The sequence below is a fragment of the Bacillus sp. CPT56D-587-MTF genome, from assembly GCF_058792335.1.
In genome coordinates this window covers 5,482,501-5,501,180 of the sequence record NZ_JBYTEF010000001.1, presented here as the reverse complement: position 1 = coordinate 5,501,180, position 18,680 = coordinate 5,482,501, and the positions used below count along the sequence as shown (strand labels likewise).

General features: G+C 39.0%; 17 protein-coding genes, 2 rRNA genes and 1 riboswitch (1 of these 20 running past the window's edge). Of the genes, 4 read left to right on the top strand and 15 right to left on the bottom strand.

All coding sequences use genetic code 11. The features are described from left to right. Positions 1 to 9: 9 nt before the first annotated feature. Positions 10 to 699, bottom strand: a complete 690-nt coding sequence (pcrB, locus tag AC3WVZ_RS28445; RefSeq protein WP_000272103.1) for a heptaprenylglyceryl phosphate synthase — start codon at positions 697 to 699, stop codon at positions 10 to 12. A 337-nt stretch (positions 700 to 1,036) separates the two neighbouring features. Between pcrB and AC3WVZ_RS28440 the strand changes: the two genes are divergently transcribed. The 3 genes from AC3WVZ_RS28440 to AC3WVZ_RS28430 all read left to right on the top strand — a co-directional run bounded on the left by AC3WVZ_RS28440 (position 1,037) and on the right by AC3WVZ_RS28430 (position 2,659). After that, entirely contained in the window at positions 1,037 to 1,414 is a 378-nt protein-coding gene (locus AC3WVZ_RS28440; RefSeq protein ID WP_000812345.1) for a YgaP family membrane protein, read from the top strand. A gap of 219 nt (positions 1,415 to 1,633) precedes the next feature. Further along, entirely contained in the window at positions 1,634 to 2,479 is an 846-nt protein-coding gene (locus AC3WVZ_RS28435) for an SPFH domain-containing protein (protein ID WP_000660669.1), read from the top strand. 15 nt (positions 2,480 to 2,494) lie between these two features. Further along, positions 2,495 to 2,659, top strand: a complete 165-nt coding sequence (locus tag AC3WVZ_RS28430; RefSeq protein ID WP_001085171.1) for a type II toxin-antitoxin system antitoxin — start codon at positions 2,495 to 2,497, stop codon at positions 2,657 to 2,659. Between the two features lie 36 nt (positions 2,660 to 2,695). Here the strand turns inward: AC3WVZ_RS28430 and purD are convergent, their stop codons facing one another. The 12 genes from purD to purE all read right to left on the bottom strand — a co-directional run bounded on the left by purD (position 2,696) and on the right by purE (position 15,798). Beyond that, on the bottom strand, positions 2,696 to 3,967 hold the full coding sequence (gene purD / locus AC3WVZ_RS28425; RefSeq protein ID WP_065211609.1) for a phosphoribosylamine--glycine ligase: 1,272 nt from the start codon (positions 3,965 to 3,967) through the stop codon (positions 2,696 to 2,698). A 265-nt stretch (positions 3,968 to 4,232) separates the two neighbouring features. Further along, complete coding sequence (purH, locus tag AC3WVZ_RS28420) at positions 4,233 to 5,768, bottom strand: bifunctional phosphoribosylaminoimidazolecarboxamide formyltransferase/IMP cyclohydrolase (RefSeq protein WP_000745439.1); 1,536 nt, start codon at positions 5,766 to 5,768, stop codon at positions 4,233 to 4,235. Positions 5,769 to 5,792: 24 nt separating this feature from the next. After that, positions 5,793 to 6,380, bottom strand: coding sequence for a phosphoribosylglycinamide formyltransferase (gene purN / locus AC3WVZ_RS28415; RefSeq protein WP_000088589.1), 588 nt, complete (start codon positions 6,378 to 6,380; stop codon positions 5,793 to 5,795). Further along, a complete protein-coding gene (purM, locus tag AC3WVZ_RS28410; protein WP_001262439.1) occupies positions 6,377 to 7,417 on the bottom strand; it encodes a phosphoribosylformylglycinamidine cyclo-ligase in 1,041 nt (346 codons plus the stop codon). Before purM ends, purN begins: the two co-directional genes overlap by 4 nt. 105 nt (positions 7,418 to 7,522) lie before the next feature. After that, on the bottom strand, positions 7,523 to 8,938 hold the full coding sequence (purF, locus tag AC3WVZ_RS28405) for an amidophosphoribosyltransferase (RefSeq protein ID WP_000879025.1): 1,416 nt from the start codon (positions 8,936 to 8,938) through the stop codon (positions 7,523 to 7,525). Next, positions 8,923 to 11,142, bottom strand: a complete 2,220-nt coding sequence (gene purL, locus AC3WVZ_RS28400) for a phosphoribosylformylglycinamidine synthase II (RefSeq protein WP_000055564.1) — start codon at positions 11,140 to 11,142, stop codon at positions 8,923 to 8,925. Before purL ends, purF begins: the two co-directional genes overlap by 16 nt. Continuing rightward, on the bottom strand, positions 11,126 to 11,809 hold the full coding sequence (purQ, locus tag AC3WVZ_RS28395) for a phosphoribosylformylglycinamidine synthase subunit PurQ (protein ID WP_000666774.1): 684 nt from the start codon (positions 11,807 to 11,809) through the stop codon (positions 11,126 to 11,128). The genes purL and purQ overlap by 17 nt, the downstream gene beginning before the upstream one ends. Then, a complete protein-coding gene (purS, locus tag AC3WVZ_RS28390; protein WP_000278823.1) occupies positions 11,806 to 12,060 on the bottom strand; it encodes a phosphoribosylformylglycinamidine synthase subunit PurS in 255 nt (84 codons plus the stop codon). The genes purQ and purS overlap by 4 nt, the downstream gene beginning before the upstream one ends. Continuing rightward, positions 12,053 to 12,772 (bottom strand): phosphoribosylaminoimidazolesuccinocarboxamide synthase, encoded by a 720-nt coding sequence (purC, locus tag AC3WVZ_RS28385; protein WP_001170544.1) that lies wholly within the window; start codon positions 12,770 to 12,772, stop codon positions 12,053 to 12,055. Before purC ends, purS begins: the two co-directional genes overlap by 8 nt. Before the next feature lie 88 nt (positions 12,773 to 12,860). Next, positions 12,861 to 14,168 (bottom strand): adenylosuccinate lyase, encoded by a 1,308-nt coding sequence (gene purB, locus AC3WVZ_RS28380; RefSeq protein WP_000625682.1) that lies wholly within the window; start codon positions 14,166 to 14,168, stop codon positions 12,861 to 12,863. Beyond that, positions 14,165 to 15,316 carry a 5-(carboxyamino)imidazole ribonucleotide synthase gene (purK, locus tag AC3WVZ_RS28375; protein ID WP_233935753.1) on the bottom strand — a complete coding sequence of 384 codons (1,152 nt, stop codon included), beginning with the start codon at positions 15,314 to 15,316 and terminating at the stop codon, positions 14,165 to 14,167. Before purK ends, purB begins: the two co-directional genes overlap by 4 nt. Continuing rightward, a complete protein-coding gene (gene purE, locus AC3WVZ_RS28370; RefSeq protein WP_000839365.1) occupies positions 15,313 to 15,798 on the bottom strand; it encodes a 5-(carboxyamino)imidazole ribonucleotide mutase in 486 nt (161 codons plus the stop codon). Before purE ends, purK begins: the two co-directional genes overlap by 4 nt. 110 nt (positions 15,799 to 15,908) lie before the next feature. Next, positions 15,909 to 16,010: riboswitch (purine riboswitch) on the bottom strand. 275 nt (positions 16,011 to 16,285) lie between these two features. Here purE and AC3WVZ_RS28365 point away from each other — a divergent pair. Beyond that, positions 16,286 to 16,537: a hypothetical protein gene (locus AC3WVZ_RS28365; RefSeq protein WP_233935751.1), complete on the top strand. Its 252-nt coding sequence runs from the start codon at positions 16,286 to 16,288 to the stop codon at positions 16,535 to 16,537. Between the two features lie 43 nt (positions 16,538 to 16,580). Here AC3WVZ_RS28365 and rrf read toward each other — a convergent pair. Together rrf and AC3WVZ_RS28355 are read right to left on the bottom strand one after the other, a co-directional pair. Next, positions 16,581 to 16,696: ribosomal RNA gene (rrf, locus tag AC3WVZ_RS28360) — 5S ribosomal RNA — on the bottom strand. Positions 16,697 to 16,744: 48 nt separating this feature from the next. Beyond that, positions 16,745 to 18,680: ribosomal RNA gene (locus tag AC3WVZ_RS28355) — 23S ribosomal RNA — on the bottom strand (it continues 986 nt past the right edge of the window).

The window sequence follows — 18,680 nt, the reverse complement described above, 5'->3', positions numbered from 1 at the left end:
CGCCTGCACCTACTCTCCTTTTACTGCTTTAACTGTTTTTAACGCCGATTTTATATCATCATAAATAATATTTCCAACAACTACTGTATCAGCATATTGTGCCATTTCTTTCGCCTGTTCTGCATTAGAAATACCACCGCCATAATATAACTTAGCTTGTTTCAATTCTGCTTTTACATTTTTAACAAGTTCAACATCTCCATACGTACCGCTATATTCTAAATAAAATATCGGTAAACGTAATAGCTTGTCTGCTAAACGAGCATATGCAATAACGTCATCTTCTGTTACATCACATTTCGCTTCTGTAAGCTGGGCTACTTTCGCTTCTGGATTTAAAACACAATACCCTTCCATAAAAATTTCGTCCCAGTCCATAATATCCCCAAATTCTTTCAATGCCTCATGATGAACACCTGTTACCCATTCTACTTTTCGGCTATTTAAAACACTTGGGATGTAATAAAAATCAAATCCTGGTGTAATTGCTTCTACATCAGAAACCTCTAATACACAAGGAACTGCATATCTACGAATGCTAACTAGCATGTGTAATACGTTATCAATTGTAACTCCATCACTTCCGCCTACAATAACCGCATCAGTTCCAGACTCACAAATCATTTCTAAATGTTCATCGCTTAACTCCTTATTTGGATCAAGCTTAAATACATGTTTCCATCCGGAAATATCGTACATGAAAACACCCTTCCTTTTCTCTAGTTATATATATTTCTGTTCAAAATAACAGTTTATTTTCATCATTATTGTTTTAACTTCATCTTAAATATTTGTTTAAAACGGAGAATTAAGTTTGGAATTACCTCTTCCATATTTTTTAAACTAGAGGATTTAATTTTGAAGTTCCTTTTATGCATTCTTTCATTATAACAAAAAAAGTTACTTACACACACGCACATTCCAACATCTTTTTCCACGTCAAATGTTGGATTACATATCCCAAAAATCAAACGGGATACTAATAAAAGAAATAGTATTATCTATTTCAACTTTCATAAAAAGGAGTGTTTTTCTAATGAAGCAAAATATCGGGACAATAAACGCTCTAATTCGAATTACACTTGGGCTCGTCCTCTTCGGATGTAGTGCAACTAAACTTGTACGCAAGCCGTGGTGCACTTGGTCTAACATTTTTCTATGGATTGGTGCAATGAAAGTTGCAGAAGGAATTGTTCGTTTCTGCCCTGTTGTTGAAATGTGGAAATTCGGAAAATACATGAACATGGGGGCATTTAAAATGCCTAGCATGAATTTTGCTGAAAAAGGACATGCTAAAGAAGAAGTGAATCAAACTTCCACTCATGACAAGCCAGAGTCAAAAGGAAGTTATGACGCTTCTGACAAAGAGATTGAGTCAGCGATTGAAGATATAATCCTGGCAAAACCGCTTTGAATCATTTGTCACGATGTAAGATGCTCTCAAAGGGACTTAGCTGCTGCAGTGGGCGGTTAAGTCTTCTTTATTTTACCATAAAACAGAACGTATATTCTCTTTTTGAACCTTAAAATGTATATAAAAGATATCAACCAATAAAATTCAGAAAATTAGATGCATACCTCTTGCTTAAAATGATATAAAAGTGATATCATTTTTATATCAGGAGGCGATCATATGAAAGAAAAACAAGTATTTTATGTAAATGGTTTTCTCGGTATTATTGGAATTTTGATTTTAGCTGCTATCGGTGTATTTTTCCTTGCACAAGAAATTTTCATAGGAGCGGCACTAACTATTATATTAGCCGCAGTTCTCGCTACAGGTATCGGTATTGTTCAACCGAATCAAGCAAAGGTTATTACGTTCTTCGGTAATTATTTAGGAACAATTCGTCAAAACGGTTTATTTTTAACGATTCCGTTCGCATTCCGTCAAACTGTATCTTTACGTGTTGAAAACTTTAACAGTAAAAAATTAAAAGTAAATGACGTTGATGGAAATCCAATTGAAATTGCAGCTGTTATCGTATATAAAGTTGTTGATTCTGCAAAAGCAATGTTTGGTGTTGAACATTATGATCGATTTGTAGAAATTCAAAGCGAAACGGCAATCCGCCATGTTGCAACAAAATATCCTTATGACAATTTCCAAGATGAAACCTGCGTTACGTTACGCGGAAATACTGAAGAAATCTCTGAAGAATTAAAACGTGAGTTGGAGGCGCGTCTTGAAATTGCTGGTGTAGAAGTATTAGAAACTCGTTTAACGCACTTAGCTTACGCAACAGAAATTGCCCATGCAATGCTACAACGCCAGCAAGCAAAAGCAGTATTAGCTGCTAGAAAAGAAATTGTTGAAGGTGCTGTGAAGATGGCGAAAGATTCCATCCATATGTTAGATGAAGAAGGCGTACTAGAACTCGATGACGAGCGTAAAGCAAATATGGTAAACAACTTATTAGTTGCCATCGTTTCAGATAAAGGTGCGCAGCCAGTTATTAATACAGGAAGCCTATACTAAGGGCTATAAGTAATTATGGCTAAAAAGAAAAGCTTTCCATTACGTATTGATCCTGAATTACACGCAGTCATCGAAAAATGGGCAAATGATGAATTTCGTAGCGTCAATGCACACATCGAGTATTTACTTCGAGAAATGGCAAAGCAAAAAGGGAAATTAAAAAAAGATAAAGATGCATAAAAAATCCCGCTGATTCCTCAGCGGGATTTTTACATATTAACTTTTCGTCATCTCATGCCCAATTGCACGATATCCTATATCACTTCGATAAAATAGACCATCACTCTCAATTTTACCGATTTCTTTATATACTTTATCTTTTGCTTCTTGTAAACTATTTGCCTTACAAGCAACAAATAATACACGGCCACCGTTCGTTACAAAGTCCCCATGTTTCATTGCTGTACCTGCATGGAAAACAATCACATCTTGCAGTGCATCTAGTCCACTAATAATATCACCTTTTTTATATGCTTCTGGATATCCTTTAGAAGCAAGTACAACACCGATTACAGCTTCTTCTGACCATTGGAACGTTAGTTCACTTTCATCTAATACAGCGTTACATACGTCAACTAAATCATTTTCTAAGCGAGGTAATACAACTTCTGTTTCAGGATCACCGAAGCGTGCATTAAATTCAATTACCTTCGGACCATCATTTGTTAAAATAAGACCTGCGTATAAAATACCTGTAAACGAACGGTTTTCTGCAATCATCGCCTTAGCAGTTGGATGTAATACGGTTTGAATCGCTTCTTGAACTGCTGATTCTGGAATTTGTGGTACTGGAGAATATGCACCCATTCCGCCCGTATTTGGACCTTTATCACCATCAAAAGCTCTTTTATGATCTTGGGCGATTACCATTGGATGTACAGTTGTTCCATTCACGAATGCCATTAATGAAAATTCTTGTCCATCTAAAAACTCTTCAATAACGACCTTCTTACTTGCCGCGCCGAATTTCACATCTTGTAGCATTTCTTTCACAGCTTGTAATGCCTCTTCAAGCGTCATTGCTACCGTTACCCCTTTACCCGCAGCTAGGCCGTCAGCTTTAATAACGATTGGTGCACCAACTTTTTGAATGTACTGTACTGCTTCTTCATAATCTGTAAAAGTTTCGTACGCCGCAGTTGGAATATCATACTTTTTCATAAGCTCTTTTGTAAAAGCTTTACTACCTTCAATAACAGCAGCCGCTTTATTCGGACCAAATACGCGAAGTCCCTCTTCTTTAAAACGATCAACAATTCCATTCATAAGCGGAATTTCTGGTCCAACGAAAGTTAACTCAACATTATTCTCTTTTGCAAATAAAACTAATGCATCAAAATCATTTTCATCAATATCAACTGGTGTTGCAACATCTCTCATACCTTCATTACCTGGTGCTACATATACCTTTTCTACTTTTTCAGATTGTGCAAACTTCCAAGCTAAAGCATGCTCACGCCCACCGCGGCCAATTACTAAAACATTCATATTTCATCCCCCAATAATTAAATAAGTACAAACTAGAAGCTATGCTCCTAGTTTGCTTTTTCATATCAATAAAAGGTTATCTCGACCGGACTTTTTAAACATCCATATCAATAAAGGTTTAAAAAGGAGGATTAAGAGAACCGAGCAGGTCTAGGCGCATTTGCCAGGAGGACACGGAGTGTAGCTTTCCTACATGAGTACCGCACTAGCGATGCAACGACGACATGCGAAGGTTATCTTAACCGGACTTTTTAAACATCCTCTATTAGTGTTTGAAATGACGTACGCCAGTGAACACCATAGCAATCCCATAAGTATCTGCCACTTTAATAGAATCTTCATCACGGATTGATCCGCCTGGTTGAATGATTGCTGTAATTCCTGCTTTTGCTGCTTCTTCTAATGTATCTGGCATTGGGAAGAAAGCATCAGATGCAAGTGCGCTACCTTGTGCTTTTTCACCAGCTTGTGTAATTGCGATTTTTGCAGAACCTACACGGTTCATCTGTCCCGCACCGACGCCAATTGTCATGTCATCTTTCGCTAAAACAATTGCGTTTGATTTCACATGTTTTACAACTTTCCAAGCTAATTTTAAATCTTTCCATTCTTGCTCTGAAGGTTCACGTTTCGTTGGAATTGAAATTGTACTTTCATCTAATGATAACGTATCTTCTTCTTGAACGAGAAGTCCACCTTGTACAGAAGTTAGTTTTTTGCTTGCACTTGTCGCTTTTTCAATATTTATAGTTAATAAACGTAAGTTCTTCTTACTTTGTAACACTTCTAAAGCTTCTTGCGAGAACGAAGGTGCGATAACAATTTCTAAGAAAATTTCATGTAACTTTTCTGCTGTAGCTTTATCAATTTCACGATTTGCTGCAATAATACCGCCGAAAATTGATACTGGATCTGCTTCATAAGCGCGAGTATATGCTTCGTGAATATCAGTTCCTACTCCAACACCACATGGATTCATATGTTTTACTGCTACTACTGCTGGTTCTGTAAATTCTTTTACGATGCTAAGTGCTGCGTCTGCATCATTAATATTGTTATACGATAATTCTTTACCGTGTAATTGTTCTGCGTATGCAACAGAAGAAGTTGCTGCGAATGGCGCTTTATAGAAAGTTGCCTTTTGATGTGGGTTCTCGCCATAACGTAAGTCTTGCTTTTTCTCAAATGTCACAGTTAATGTTTCTGGACTTTCTTCACCCATTTGCTCTGTTAAGTAGTTAGAAATTAACGCATCATACGCTGCTGTATGACGGAATACTTTCGCTGCTAGTTTACGTTTTGTTTCCTCTGCTACTTCACCGTTCTCTTTCAGTTCTGCTAACACAATATCATAATCTACTGGATCTACAATTACAGATACGAATTTATGATTTTTCGCAGCAGAGCGAATCATTGTCGGGCCACCGATATCAATATTTTCAATTGCATCAGCAAATGTTACATCAGGCTTAGCGATTGTTTCTTTAAATGGGTATAAGTTAACAACAACAAAGTCAATTGGCTCCATACCTAATTCATTCATTTGTGTTACATGTGTTTCATTATCACGAACTGCTAATAGACCACCATGAATATTTGGATGTAACGTTTTCACACGGCCATCCATAATTTCAGGGAAACCAGTTACTTCAGAAATACCAATTACTTGTAAACCGTTTTCTTCTAATAACTTTTTCGTACCACCTGTTGAAATAACTTCAATCCCTTGTTCTAGTAACCCTTTAACAAATTCTACTACTCCTGTTTTATCTGAAACACTTACTAATGCACGCTTTTTCATTTATCCTTCACCCCTGGTTGTATGTTAGTTAACAGTTGATTCTTTCACAGACTGAACAATTTGATTCACTGTATTTACGTATAATTTATGTTCAACTTGTTGAATTTTCTTTTGTAAACTTTCTCTCGTATCCCCTTCAGAAACAACCACTGCTTCTTGCGCAATAATTGGCCCTGTATCCATACCTGCATCTACATAATGAATTGTTACTCCAGTTACTTTCACACCTGCTTCTAACGCTTGACCGACAGCATCTTTACCCGGAAAGCTCGGTAGTAATGATGGATGAATATTAATAATCTTCCCGCCGTATGCTTCTAGTAACGTCGGCCCGATTAACCGCATATATCCAGCTAAAATAACATAATCAATTTCATATTCTTCTAGCTTCTTTAATATCTCTTTTTCAAATGCTTCTTTTGACTCATATGCTTTCGCTGAAAAAGCAAAACACGGAATATGATGATAATTTGCCCGTCCAACAGCGCGTGCTTCTGGTTTATCACATACTAATAAACTAATTTCTGCATCCAATCTTTTTTCTTCTACCGCATTAACGAGAGATTGAAAGTTAGATCCGCTTCCAGAAGCAAAAACTGCTAATCTACTCATAGTGCTGTGCCCCCATTAAAAGTAACGCCAGCTCCTTGTATAGTACGTCCAATAATACGAGCCATTTCTCCTTGCTCTTCAAGAAGACGAACAACATCTTTTGCATCTTCTTCCTTCACTGCTACTACCATACCAATACCCATGTTAAAAATATTGAACATTTCTTTTTCTTCCAGTTTTCCAACTTCTTGAAGCAAACTAAAGATCGGCTGAATTTCCCAAGATCCTAGTTCAATCTCGGCACCGATTCCTTCTGGCAACATGCGTGGAATATTTTCAATAAATCCACCACCTGTAATATGCGCCATACCGTATACTTCATGTTTCTTCAATAGTTCTAAAATAGGTTTGACATAAATTTTCGTTGGTTTTAATAATTCTTCACCAAGAGGTAGTTCTAAGCGGCCATAAATACGCTCTAAAGATAGTTCCCCATCTTCTAGTAACACTTTTCGTACTAAAGAGTAACCATTGCTATGAATACCGCTAGATGCTAAGCCAATTAGCACGTGACCAGCTTCAATCTTTTCACCTGTTACAATTTTCTTTTTATCAACAATCCCAACTGTAAAACCAGCTAAATCATATTCTTCCGTAGAATACATTCCTGGCATTTCAGCTGTTTCTCCACCGATTAATGCACAACCAGCTTGGCGACAGCCCTCTGATATACCTTTGACGATGTTTTCAATTTTACTAGGTTCAGCTTTACCACAAGCAATATAATCAAGGAAGAAAAGCGGCTCTGCTCCTTGGACAACAATATCATTTACACACATTGCTACTGCATCAATACCAATTGTGTCATGTTTATCTGCCATAAAAGCGAGCATCAATTTCGTTCCCACGCCATCTGTTCCAGATACTAATACAGGTTCTTCTAATGCAAATTTTGATAGATCAAACATACCTCCAAAACCGCCTAAACCGCCTAGTACTTCTTTTCTCATAGTTGTTTGTACGTGTTTTTTCATGCGAGATACCGCTTCATATCCAGCTTCAATATCTACTCCTGCTTGCTTATATGCATTCGCCATCGTTATTTACACCTCGTCTTTTAATTTCTCCCCATCCAGGGCGGGCTATTTTAAGAAAGGAGCTAGCTTCTACATCAAAAGAAGTAGAAGCTTGTTTCACTTTTCTTATTTCATACTTTCTAAAAGCTCTTGCTCATAATCATAAAGAGCTGTTGGATAGTCCCCATTAAAGTAAGCCATGCATAGGCCACCATATTTCCCTTCATATGGACGTCCAATTGCATCTACTAATCCATCTTCGCTTAAAAATGTTAAAGAATCTGCTCCGATCATTTCACGGATTTCTTCTACTGTATGATTTGCTGCAATTAATTCTTTTCTCGTTTGAATATCAATGCCATAGAAACATGGATATTTCAGAGGTGGTGAAGCAATTCTTACGTGAACTTCTGTCGCTCCAGCTTCACGAAGCATACGAACAATTCGTTTACTTGTCGTTCCTCTTACGATAGAGTCATCAATCATAACAACTCGTTTCCCTTCAACTACACCTCTTACTGCGGAAAGTTTCATCTTAACCCCTTGCTCGCGCAGTTCTTGAGAAGGTTGAATAAACGTACGTCCAACGTAACGATTTTTAATTAATCCTAACTCATATGGAATACCTGTCGCCTCCGCATAGCCAATCGCAGCTGAAATACTAGAGTCTGGTACACCAGTAACAACATCTGCTTCAATAGGAGCTTCTGCCGCTAAACGTTTCCCCATATTCTTACGTGCTGCATGAACGTTAACGCCTGCAATATTAGAATCTGGTCGTGCAAAGTAAATGTATTCCATACTACAAATTGCATGTTCTACATCGTTTGTGAAACGATCTACGTGAATTCCTTCATCATTAATGATAAGTAATTCACCCGGTTCTACATCACGAATGTATGTTGCACCTACTACATCAAAAGCACATGTTTCAGATGCTACAACGTAAGCATCCCCCATCTTTCCAATTGAAAGCGGACGGAACCCATTCGGATCTAATGCAACGATCATTTCATTTCCAGTTAGTAAAAGATACGCAAACGCACCTTTCACTTTGTTTAAAGCTTCTTTTACACTTTCAATTAAAGAATCTTTCGTACTACGTTTAATAAGATGTAAAAGTACTTCTGTATCTGAACTAGTTTGAAAAATACTGCCCTCTGCTTCTAATTCACGACGAAGCATTTTTGCGTTAATTAAATTTCCGTTATGAGCTAACGCCATACTATGATCGGAAAAACGGAACAACAATGGTTGAACGTTAGCAACTTCACTTCCACCAGCTGTTGCATATCGTACATGTCCGATTGCTGATTTTCCATTTAATCCTTCTAGCTCACCTCTTGAAAACACTTCTGATATTAAACCTAACCCCTTGTGACCGACGATTTTTTCCCCATTATTTACGACAATGCCTGCGCCTTCTTGCCCACGGTGCTGTAAACTGTGCAATCCGTAGTATGAAACTTGTGCTGCATTTTCATGCCCCCAAATTCCGAAAACGCCACATTCTTCGTTTAACCCCTTTATTTCAGCAAGCATGGGATTGCCCCTTTCCAAGCCTTTCTCATTTCATCTACATTTGCTGTAAGTAATACTTCATTTTCTTCATTATGAATTGTTACTTCATTTGTACTTGTTACTTCTCCAACTTGGATTGCTTCTACCACTTTTTCAAACGCCTCTTTATTTTCACGTTTTACAGTTATCACGAAGCGAGACTGTGATTCAGCGAATAATGCAGCTGTTGCTTCTCCATCTAATTTCACAGTAGCACCTAAGCCTTTAGCACCAATTGCACTTTCTGAAATCGCAACTGCTAAACCACCTTCAGCAACATCATGTGCAGATTGAACAAGACCAGCTTGAATTGCTTCTAATACTTGTTTTTGGCGTTTTAATTCTACATCTAAATCGATACTTGGTGATTGACCGAAAATTTTGCCGTGAATCATTTTCTGTAATTCACTTCCGCCAAACTCAGCTTTCGTCTCACCAATTACATACACTAAATCACCAGCTTGCTTAAACTCTTGTGTTGTTACATGTTTTAAGTCATGCACAAGTCCGACCATCCCAACAGTTGGTGTTGGATATACAGCTTCACCACTACGCTCGTTATACATCGATACGTTTCCGCCGATAACTGGTGTTTGTAATGTGCGACAAGCTTCACTCATACCGTCTACTGATTTCTCAATTTGCCAGAAGATTTCTGGTTTTTCTGGGTTACCGAAGTTTAAGCAATCTGTAATTGCAAGTGGCTCTCCGCCAGAACATACGATATTACGCGCTGCCTCTGCTACTGCAATTTTACCGCCCATCTCTGGGTCTAGATAAATGTAGCGAGAGTTACAATCTGTCGTCATTGCTAATCCTTTTTCTGTACCGCGTACACGTACAACTGCAGCATCTGAACCTGGCGTAACAACTGTGCTTGTGCGAACTTGGTAATCGTATTGATCGTATACCCACTCTTTACTTGCAATTGTTGGTTGCTGTAATAAAGCGAATAACGTTTCTTTATAATTTTCTACTTTTGGCGTTTCCATTTTCATTGCTTGGAATTCAGCAAAGTATGCTGCTTCTTTTGATGGCTTATGATAAATTGGTGCTTCTTCTGCTAAAGCATCTGCTGGAACTTCAGCTACCTTTTCACCTTTATGGAATAAACGAAGCATTTTATCTTCTGTTACTTTCCCCATCGTAACCGCTGCAAGACCATACTTCTCAAATAAATCTACTATTTCTTGTTCTCTACCTTTTTTCACGACAATTAACATACGCTCTTGTGATTCAGATAGCATCATTTCATATGGTGTCATTCCTGTTTCACGCTGTGGTACATCATCTAAGTACATTTCAATACCCATTCCTGCTTTACTTGCCATTTCTGCAGATGATGATGTTAAACCAGCCGCACCCATATCTTGAATTCCAACAAGTGCATCAGATTGAATTAATTCTAAACACGCTTCAATAAGAAGTTTTTCCATAAATGGATCCCCTACTTGAACCGCTGGACGTTTCGCTTCTGAGCTTTCAGATAGTTCTTCTGACGCGAATGTTGCACCGTGAATACCGTCACGACCAGTTGATGCTCCTACGTACATTACTGTGTTACCAGCACCATGTGCTTGCCCTTTTTTAATGTCTTCGTGGTTAATCAAACCTACGCACATTGCATTTACAAGTGGATTTCCTTCATAACATGGATCAAATTGTACTTCGCCGCCAACAGTCGGAATACCGATGCAGTTACCGTATCCTGCAATTCCTGCTACTACTTCTTCGAATAAATATTTCACACGTGGTGACTGTAATTCACCGAAACGAAGTGAGTTTAATAGAGCTACCGGACGTGCTCCCATAGAGAATACGTCACGAATAATACCACCAACACCTGTTGCAGCTCCTTGATATGGTTCAATAGCTGAAGGATGGTTATGACTTTCCATTTTAAATACAACTGCTTGATTATCACCAATATCTACAATTCCAGCACCTTCCCCAGGCCCTTGTAGAACACGCTCACCTGTTGTTGGGAATTTTCGAAGCACTGGTTTTGAATTTTTATAACTACAATGTTCAGACCACATTACAGAGAATAACCCTGTTTCTGTATAATTTGGCAGACGACCTAAAATCTTTTCAACCATGGCAAACTCTTCGTCTGTTAACCCCATTTCCGCATATATACGCTCTTCTTTAATTTGTGTTGGATTTGGTTCAAGCATTAACGACATATGTTTCCCTCCACTGTTTTAAGATAGATTGAAAGACTTTTAACCCTTCAGCACCGCCAAGTAATTCATCTACAGCACGCTCTGGGTGCGGCATCATACCAAGTACATTTCCTTTTTCATTTACAATACCAGCAATATCTGAAACGCTACCGTTAGGGTTTTCTACGTAACGGAATGCGATTTGATTGTTCTCTTCTAATTGTTTAAGAGTCGCTTCATCACAATAGTAATTCCCCTCACCATGCGCGATTGGAATATTAATTATTTCATCTTTTTCATATTGTGATGTAAACATCGTTTCATTATTTTCAACACGTAACTGAACAGTGCGACACATAAATTTTAAGTTTTCGTTTCTTATTAATGCTCCTGGTAGTAATCCTGATTCAACAAGAATCTGGAATCCATTACATACACCTAAAATCGGCTTTCCTTGCTCAGCAGCTTTTTGCACTGCTTTCATTGCATTAGCAAAGCGAGAGATAGCACCGCAGCGTAAGTAGTCACCATAAGAAAATCCACCTGGTAGTAGAATTGCATCATATTCATCTAAATTCTCTGTATCGTGCCAAACGTAATCTACTTCTTCGCCAAGCTCATCTTTAATTGCATGGAACATATCGACATCACAGTTCGAACCCGGAAATACTATTACGGCAAATTTCACTGTGCGACAACCTCCTCAACTTCATAACGGAAGTCTTCCATTACAACGTTCGCTAATAGTTTTTCACACATTTCTTTTACCTTGCTATCTAAATCAGATACAGATTTATCAATTGTTAGTTCCATGTACTTTCCGATTCGAACGTCTTGTACTTCTGTGAATGAAAGACTATGAAGTGCTCCTTTTACTGCTGTTCCTTGTGGATCTAATACGCTTTCTCTTAATGTTACATATACCTTAACTTTATACATGTGAAATTCCCCCTAAACGTTTTAAAATCTCTTCATAAGCATCTGTTAAATTTCCAAGATCACGACGGAATACGTCTTTATCAAACTTTTCATTGCTCGTTTCATCCCATAAACGGCAAGTATCTGGTGAAATTTCATCCGCTAAAATGATTTCTCCTTCTTCCGTTACACCAAACTCTAATTTGAAATCTACTAATCTTACACGACAGCTTGCGAAATGATCAATCAACACTTGATTGATTTGTAGAGCCATATCTCGTAATACACTTACTTGCTCTGGCGATGCAACGTTTAATACACGAATATGATCTTCCGTTACAAGCGGATCTCCTAAATCATCATCTTTGAAGTAAAATTCTACGATTGGTTCTGCAAGTACAGTTCCCTCTTCCATTCCTAATCGTTTTGAAAGACTTCCTGCAATTACATTTCTTGTGACAACTTCTAAAGGAATAATACTCACTTTTTTAACAAGTTGTTCTGTCTCAGATAACTTCTCAACAAAATGTGTTTTAATTCCCACTTCTTGTAACTTTCTGAACAATAAAGTTGTAATTTCATTGTTCAAACGACCTTTTCCTGTAATCGTCTCTTTTTTCTCCCCATTGAAAGCAGTCGCACTATCTTTGTACTCTACCCAAACCATATCTGCTGATTCTGTACGATAAATTCTTTTTGCCTTACCTTCATACAGCAATTCTAGCTTTTGCATTTCGCAAGCCCCCTGTAGTTTGAAAAATGTGAATAATATTTTTATAAAGAATGGCACAGAATGACTCTATTCTGTGCCATATGAAATTTTACGCTTCGTTTAATCCAAGGCGTTCAAAGATTGTATCAACGTGTTGCATATGATGCTCATAGTTGAAGCATTCATTAATTTCTTCTTGTGTTAACTTGCTTGTAATACGCTCATCAGCTTCTACAAGCTCTTTAAATTGTACTTGTGTTTCCCAAGCTTCCATCGCTTTAGGCTGTACGATATCATAAGCTTCTTCACGTACCATACCTTTGTCGATTAGTGTAAGCATTACGCGCTGAGAATAAATTAAGCCGTATGTTCTTGTCATATTACGTTTCATATTCTCTGGGTATACAGTTAAGTTTTTAACAATATTACCAAAGCGATTTAACATGTAATTTAATGCGATTGTAGCATCTGGTAAAATTACGCGTTCTGCCGAAGAGTGAGAAATGTCACGCTCATGCCATAATGGAACATTTTCGTAAGCTGTCATCATATAACCGCGGATAACACGAGCTAAACCAGTCATATTTTCAGAACCAATTGGATTACGTTTATGTGGCATTGCAGAAGAACCCTTTTGACCTTTTGCGAAAGCTTCTTCAACTTCACGTGTTTCACTCTTTTGTAAACCACGAATCTCAACTGCCATCTTTTCGATAGATGTTGCAATTAGTGCAAGTGTTGACATGTAGTGTGCGTGACGATCACGTTGCAATGTTTGTGTTGAAATTGGTGCTGCTTCTAATCCTAAATTTTCACAAACATATTTTTCTACGAATGGATCGATATTTGCATATGTACCAACCGCACCAGATAGTTTACCAACACGAACTGTATCAGCAGCTTGTTTGAAACGCTCTACGTTACGTTTCATCTCTTCATACCAAAGACCAAGTTTTAAACCAAATGTCGTTGGTTCTGCATGAACACCGTGTGTTCTTCCCATCATGATTGTGTATTTATGCTCTTTCGCTTTGTTAGCTAAAATGCTTACAAAGTTCTCTAAGTCTTTTAATATAATTTCATTCGCTTGTTTTAAGATGTAAGATAATGCTGTATCTACTACATCTGTAGATGTTAAACCGTAATGAACCCATTTACGTTCTTCGCCTAATGCTGGCGTTTCTGATACAGCACGAGTGAATGCAACTACGTCATGACGTGTTTCTTTTTCAATTTCATAAATACGATCAATATCAAATGATGCATGTTCACGAATTTTTTTAACATCTTCTTTTGGAATATCGCCAAGCTCAGCCCATGCTTCACAAGCTAAAATCTCAACTTCTAACCACGCTTTAAATTTGTTCTCTTCCGTCCAAATCGCACCCATTTCAGGGCGTGTATAACGACTAATCATCTTTTTCCCTCCAACAGTTGTTCTTGATGGTCCCAAATATGCAAACTCTTCGCTTTTTCTAGAGCGACTTCAATATTATCATTTAAAATATTAACATGCCCCATTTTTCGCTGTGCTTTTGCTTCTTCTTTTCCATACAAGTGTAAATAGCACCCGGTTAATCTATTCACTTGTCTTAGGACCCCTTCTATATGTTCGCCTAAAATGTTTACCATGACAACTGGTTTTAACAAATTTGTTTCTCCTAGAGGTAAATTACAGATTGCTCGAATATGTTGACCAAATTGACTCGTTTCACATGCATCCTGTGTATAGTGTCCTGAATTGTGAGGTCTTGGCGCTAATTCATTAATATAAATCTCACCATTATCTGTAGCAAACATCTCTACAGCTAGTGTTCCCACAAGTTCTAATTCATCCGCAAGTACCTTTGCATACGCAATTGCTTTTTGAGAAAGCTCTTCTGTAATGCGAGCTGGAACGATAGATTCATGTAAAATGTTATTTACATGAATATTTTCTGCTACTGGAAACACTTTTGTTTCACCACTTACACTACGAATCACAATAACTGATACTTCTTTTTCAAAAGGCACCCATTTCTCTAAAATACATTCTGCTTTATCCACAAGATTTCTTGCTGCCTCAACATCAGCTTCACTTCTTAAAACAACTTGTCCTTTCCCATCATATCCACCTGTCGTCGTTTTTAAGACGGAAGGGAATGATAACCCAGCAATTGCTTCTGTAAGCTGATCTTGATTTTGAACTAATCTATACGTTGCTACTGGTAACCCAGCCTTCTCAATCGCATTCTTGTCTGTAAAACGATTTTGTGTTGTATTTAACAACTGACTACCTTGTGGTAAGTACGCATGTTTTTCAAGCCATTGTAAACATCTATAATCAATATTCTCAAATTCATATGTGACAACATCACTTATCTCTGCTAAATGCTGAATTGCTTTTAAATCATCATATGGTGCAACAATTTCAATATCAGCAACTTGTGCACATGGCGAATGCTTTGTAGGATCTAAAACAGCAATTTTATATCCCATCTCCTTAGCTGCCAATGCCATCATTCTTCCTAGCTGGCCGCCTCCAATAATACCGATTGTTTTTCCAGGTAAAATGATTCTCGTCATACTAGCTCACTACCTTCACGCACATCTTTTTCAATCGCTTCTCGTCTCAATTCTAATGCATCATGTATATCATCATGAAATGATCCAAGTATTTGTGCGGCAAGTAATCCAGCATTCGTTGAACCGGCTTTACCAATTGCAACAGTTGCAACTGGAACACCTCCTGGCATTTGGGCGATGGATAATAATGAATCTAAGCCGTTTAATGCTTTTGATTGAACTGGAACTCCAATTACAGGAAGATTTGTCTTCGCTGCAACCATCCCTGGTAAATGTGCTGCTCCACCAGCTCCAGCAATAATAACTTTCAATCCACGTTCACGAGCCGTCTCTGCATATTCAAACATATAATCCGGAGTCCGATGAGCGGATACAACTTTTTTCTCATACGGTATATTTAATTCATCTAAAATGTCACAAGCATATTTCATTGTTTCCCAGTCTGACGTACTTCCCATTATGACTCCAACTAGTGATTTCATATTAGAATCCCCCCGATTCAAATAAAAAAAGCCTGAAATAGAACAGTTTCTCTTTTACTATGAGAGAAAGCGCTCTACTCAGGCATACGTATCCCTTGTGAATAGAAAAATACCGAGTGACTTTCCCTCATAGTCTAACGAATAACGGTCGTTAGGTAGAGACTTGCAGGCCATATCCCCGCGATTATATGAGGTCTTATATTATTGTTTCTATGGCTATATTAACAATATTTCATAAACAATGTCAATAAATAATCGAATGTTTTTTTATTAGCAGTTAATAACGTTCGTGTTTTAGTTATATTCAAAAGAAGAATTGCAACTATATACAAGAAGAAAAGGGAATTAGAATATATATTTCTAGAGATCTATTTTATGTATTTATCGTTTAAATAGCACTTCAGTATGTTTTTAATCAAAATATATACACTCTTGTATTATTATAACGATTTAATTTCTAAGGAGGATAACTGTTAAAGAAAGAACTATGCTATTATCCTATTTATTTTTCTCTATTGCAGTAATTTCTGTAATTATTAAATATTTATTTATAGCATCTCATTATTTAAAATATATACTTATGATAGAAATAATGTGTCCTATTTTAAGTATTACTTTAGCGACATTAGGAAAATCAGAAACACAAAAAATCATTACTATTATTTTAAAGAGTCTCTACTTCATTCTTTTTTCGTCTGTAGCTTTATTAAATTTACGGATTATAGCATTCGGTAAATAAAAATAAACACAAAAAAACCTAAGTCAAAATAACTTAGGTTCTTGCTTGGCGACGTCCTACTCTCACAGGGACAAGGTCCCAACTACCATCGGCGCTAGAGAGCTTAACTTCCGTGTTCGGTATGGGAACGGGTGTGACCTCTCTGCCATCATCACCAAACTATGAAGGCATATTCCTTCAAAACTAGATAACATTGCTACATATTATATGGTTAAGTCCTCGATCTATTAGTATTCGTCAGCTCCACATGTCACCATGCTTCCACCTCGAACCTATCAACCTGATCATCTTTCAGGGATCTTACTAGCTTACGCTATGGGAAATCTCATCTTGAGGGGGGCTTCATGCTTAGATGCTTTCAGCACTTATCCCTTCCGCACATAGCTACCCAGCTATGCCCTTGGCAGAACAACTGGTACACCAGCGGTGCGTCCATCCCGGTCCTCTCGTACTAAGGACAGCTCCTCTCAAATTTCCTACGCCCACGACGGATAGGGACCGAACTGTCTCACGACGTTCTGAACCCAGCTCGCGTACCGCTTTAATGGGCGAACAGCCCAACCCTTGGGACCGACTACAGCCCCAGGATGCGATGAGCCGACATCGAGGTGCCAAACCTCCCCGTCGATGTGGACTCTTGGGGGAGATAAGCCTGTTATCCCCGGGGTAGCTTTTATCCGTTGAGCGATGGCCCTTCCATGCGGAACCACCGGATCACTAAGCCCGACTTTCGTCCCTGCTCGACTTGTAGGTCTCGCAGTCAAGCTCCCTTATGCCTTTGCACTCTACGAATGATTTCCAACCATTCTGAGGGAACCTTTGGGCGCCTCCGTTACACTTTAGGAGGCGACCGCCCCAGTCAAACTGCCCACCTGACACTGTCTCCCGGGTCGATAAGACCCGTAGGTTAGAATTTCAATACAGTCAGGGCGGTATCCCACCAGCGCCTCCACCGAAGCTAGCGCTCCGGTTTCAATGGCTCCCGCCTATCCTGTACAAACTGTACCAAAATTCAATATCAGGCTACAGTAAAGCTCCACGGGGTCTTTCCGTCCTGTCGCGGGTAACCTGCATCTTCACAGGTACTATAATTTCACCGAGTCTCTGGTTGAGACAGTGCCCAAATCGTTACACCTTTCGTGCGGGTCGGAACTTACCCGACAAGGAATTTCGCTACCTTAGGACCGTTATAGTTACGGCCGCCGTTTACTGGGGCTTCAGTTCAGAGCTTCGCTTACGCTAACCCCTCTCCTTAACCTTCCAGCACCGGGCAGGTGTCACCCCCTATACTTCGCCTTACGGCTTCGCAGAGAGCTGTGTTTTTGCTAAACAGTCGCTTGGGCCTATTCACTGCGGCTTTCCGTTAAGAAAGCACCCCTTCTCCCGAAGTTACGGGGTCATTTTGCCGAGTTCCTTAACCAGAGTTCTCTCGCACACCTTAGGATTCTCTCCTCGCCTACCTGTGTCGGTTTGCGGTACAGGCACCTTTTATCTCGCTAGAAGCTTTTCTTGGCAGCGGGGAATCAAAGACTTCGCTCCATAAGGAGCTTCCCCATCACAGCTCAGCCTTTACGATAAGCGGATTTGCCTACTTATCAGCCTAACTGCTTGGACGTGCACAACCAATCGCACGCTTCTTCTATCCTTCTGCGTCCCTCCATTGCTCAAACGATAAAGAGGTGGTACAGGAATATCAACCTGTTGTCCATCGCCTACGCCTGTCGGCCTCGGCTTAGGTCCTGACTAACCCTGAGCGGACGAGCCTTCCTCAGGAAACCTTAGGCATTCGGTGGACGGGATTCTCACCCGTCTTTCGCTACTCATACCGGCATTCTCACTTCTAAGCACTCCACCAGTCCTTCCGGTCTGACTTCACTGTCCTTAGAACGCTCCCCTACCACTGATACCATTGGTATCAATCCGCAGCTTCGGTGGTGTATTTAGCCCCGGTACATTTTCGGCGCAGAGTCACTCGACTAGTGAGCTATTACGCACTCTTTAAATGGTGGCTGCTTCTAAGCCAACATCCTAGTTGTCTAAGCAACTCCACATCCTTTTCCACTTAATACACACTTTGGGACCTTAGCTGGCGGTCTGGGCTGTTTCCCTTTTGACTACGGATCTTATCACTCGCAGTCTGACT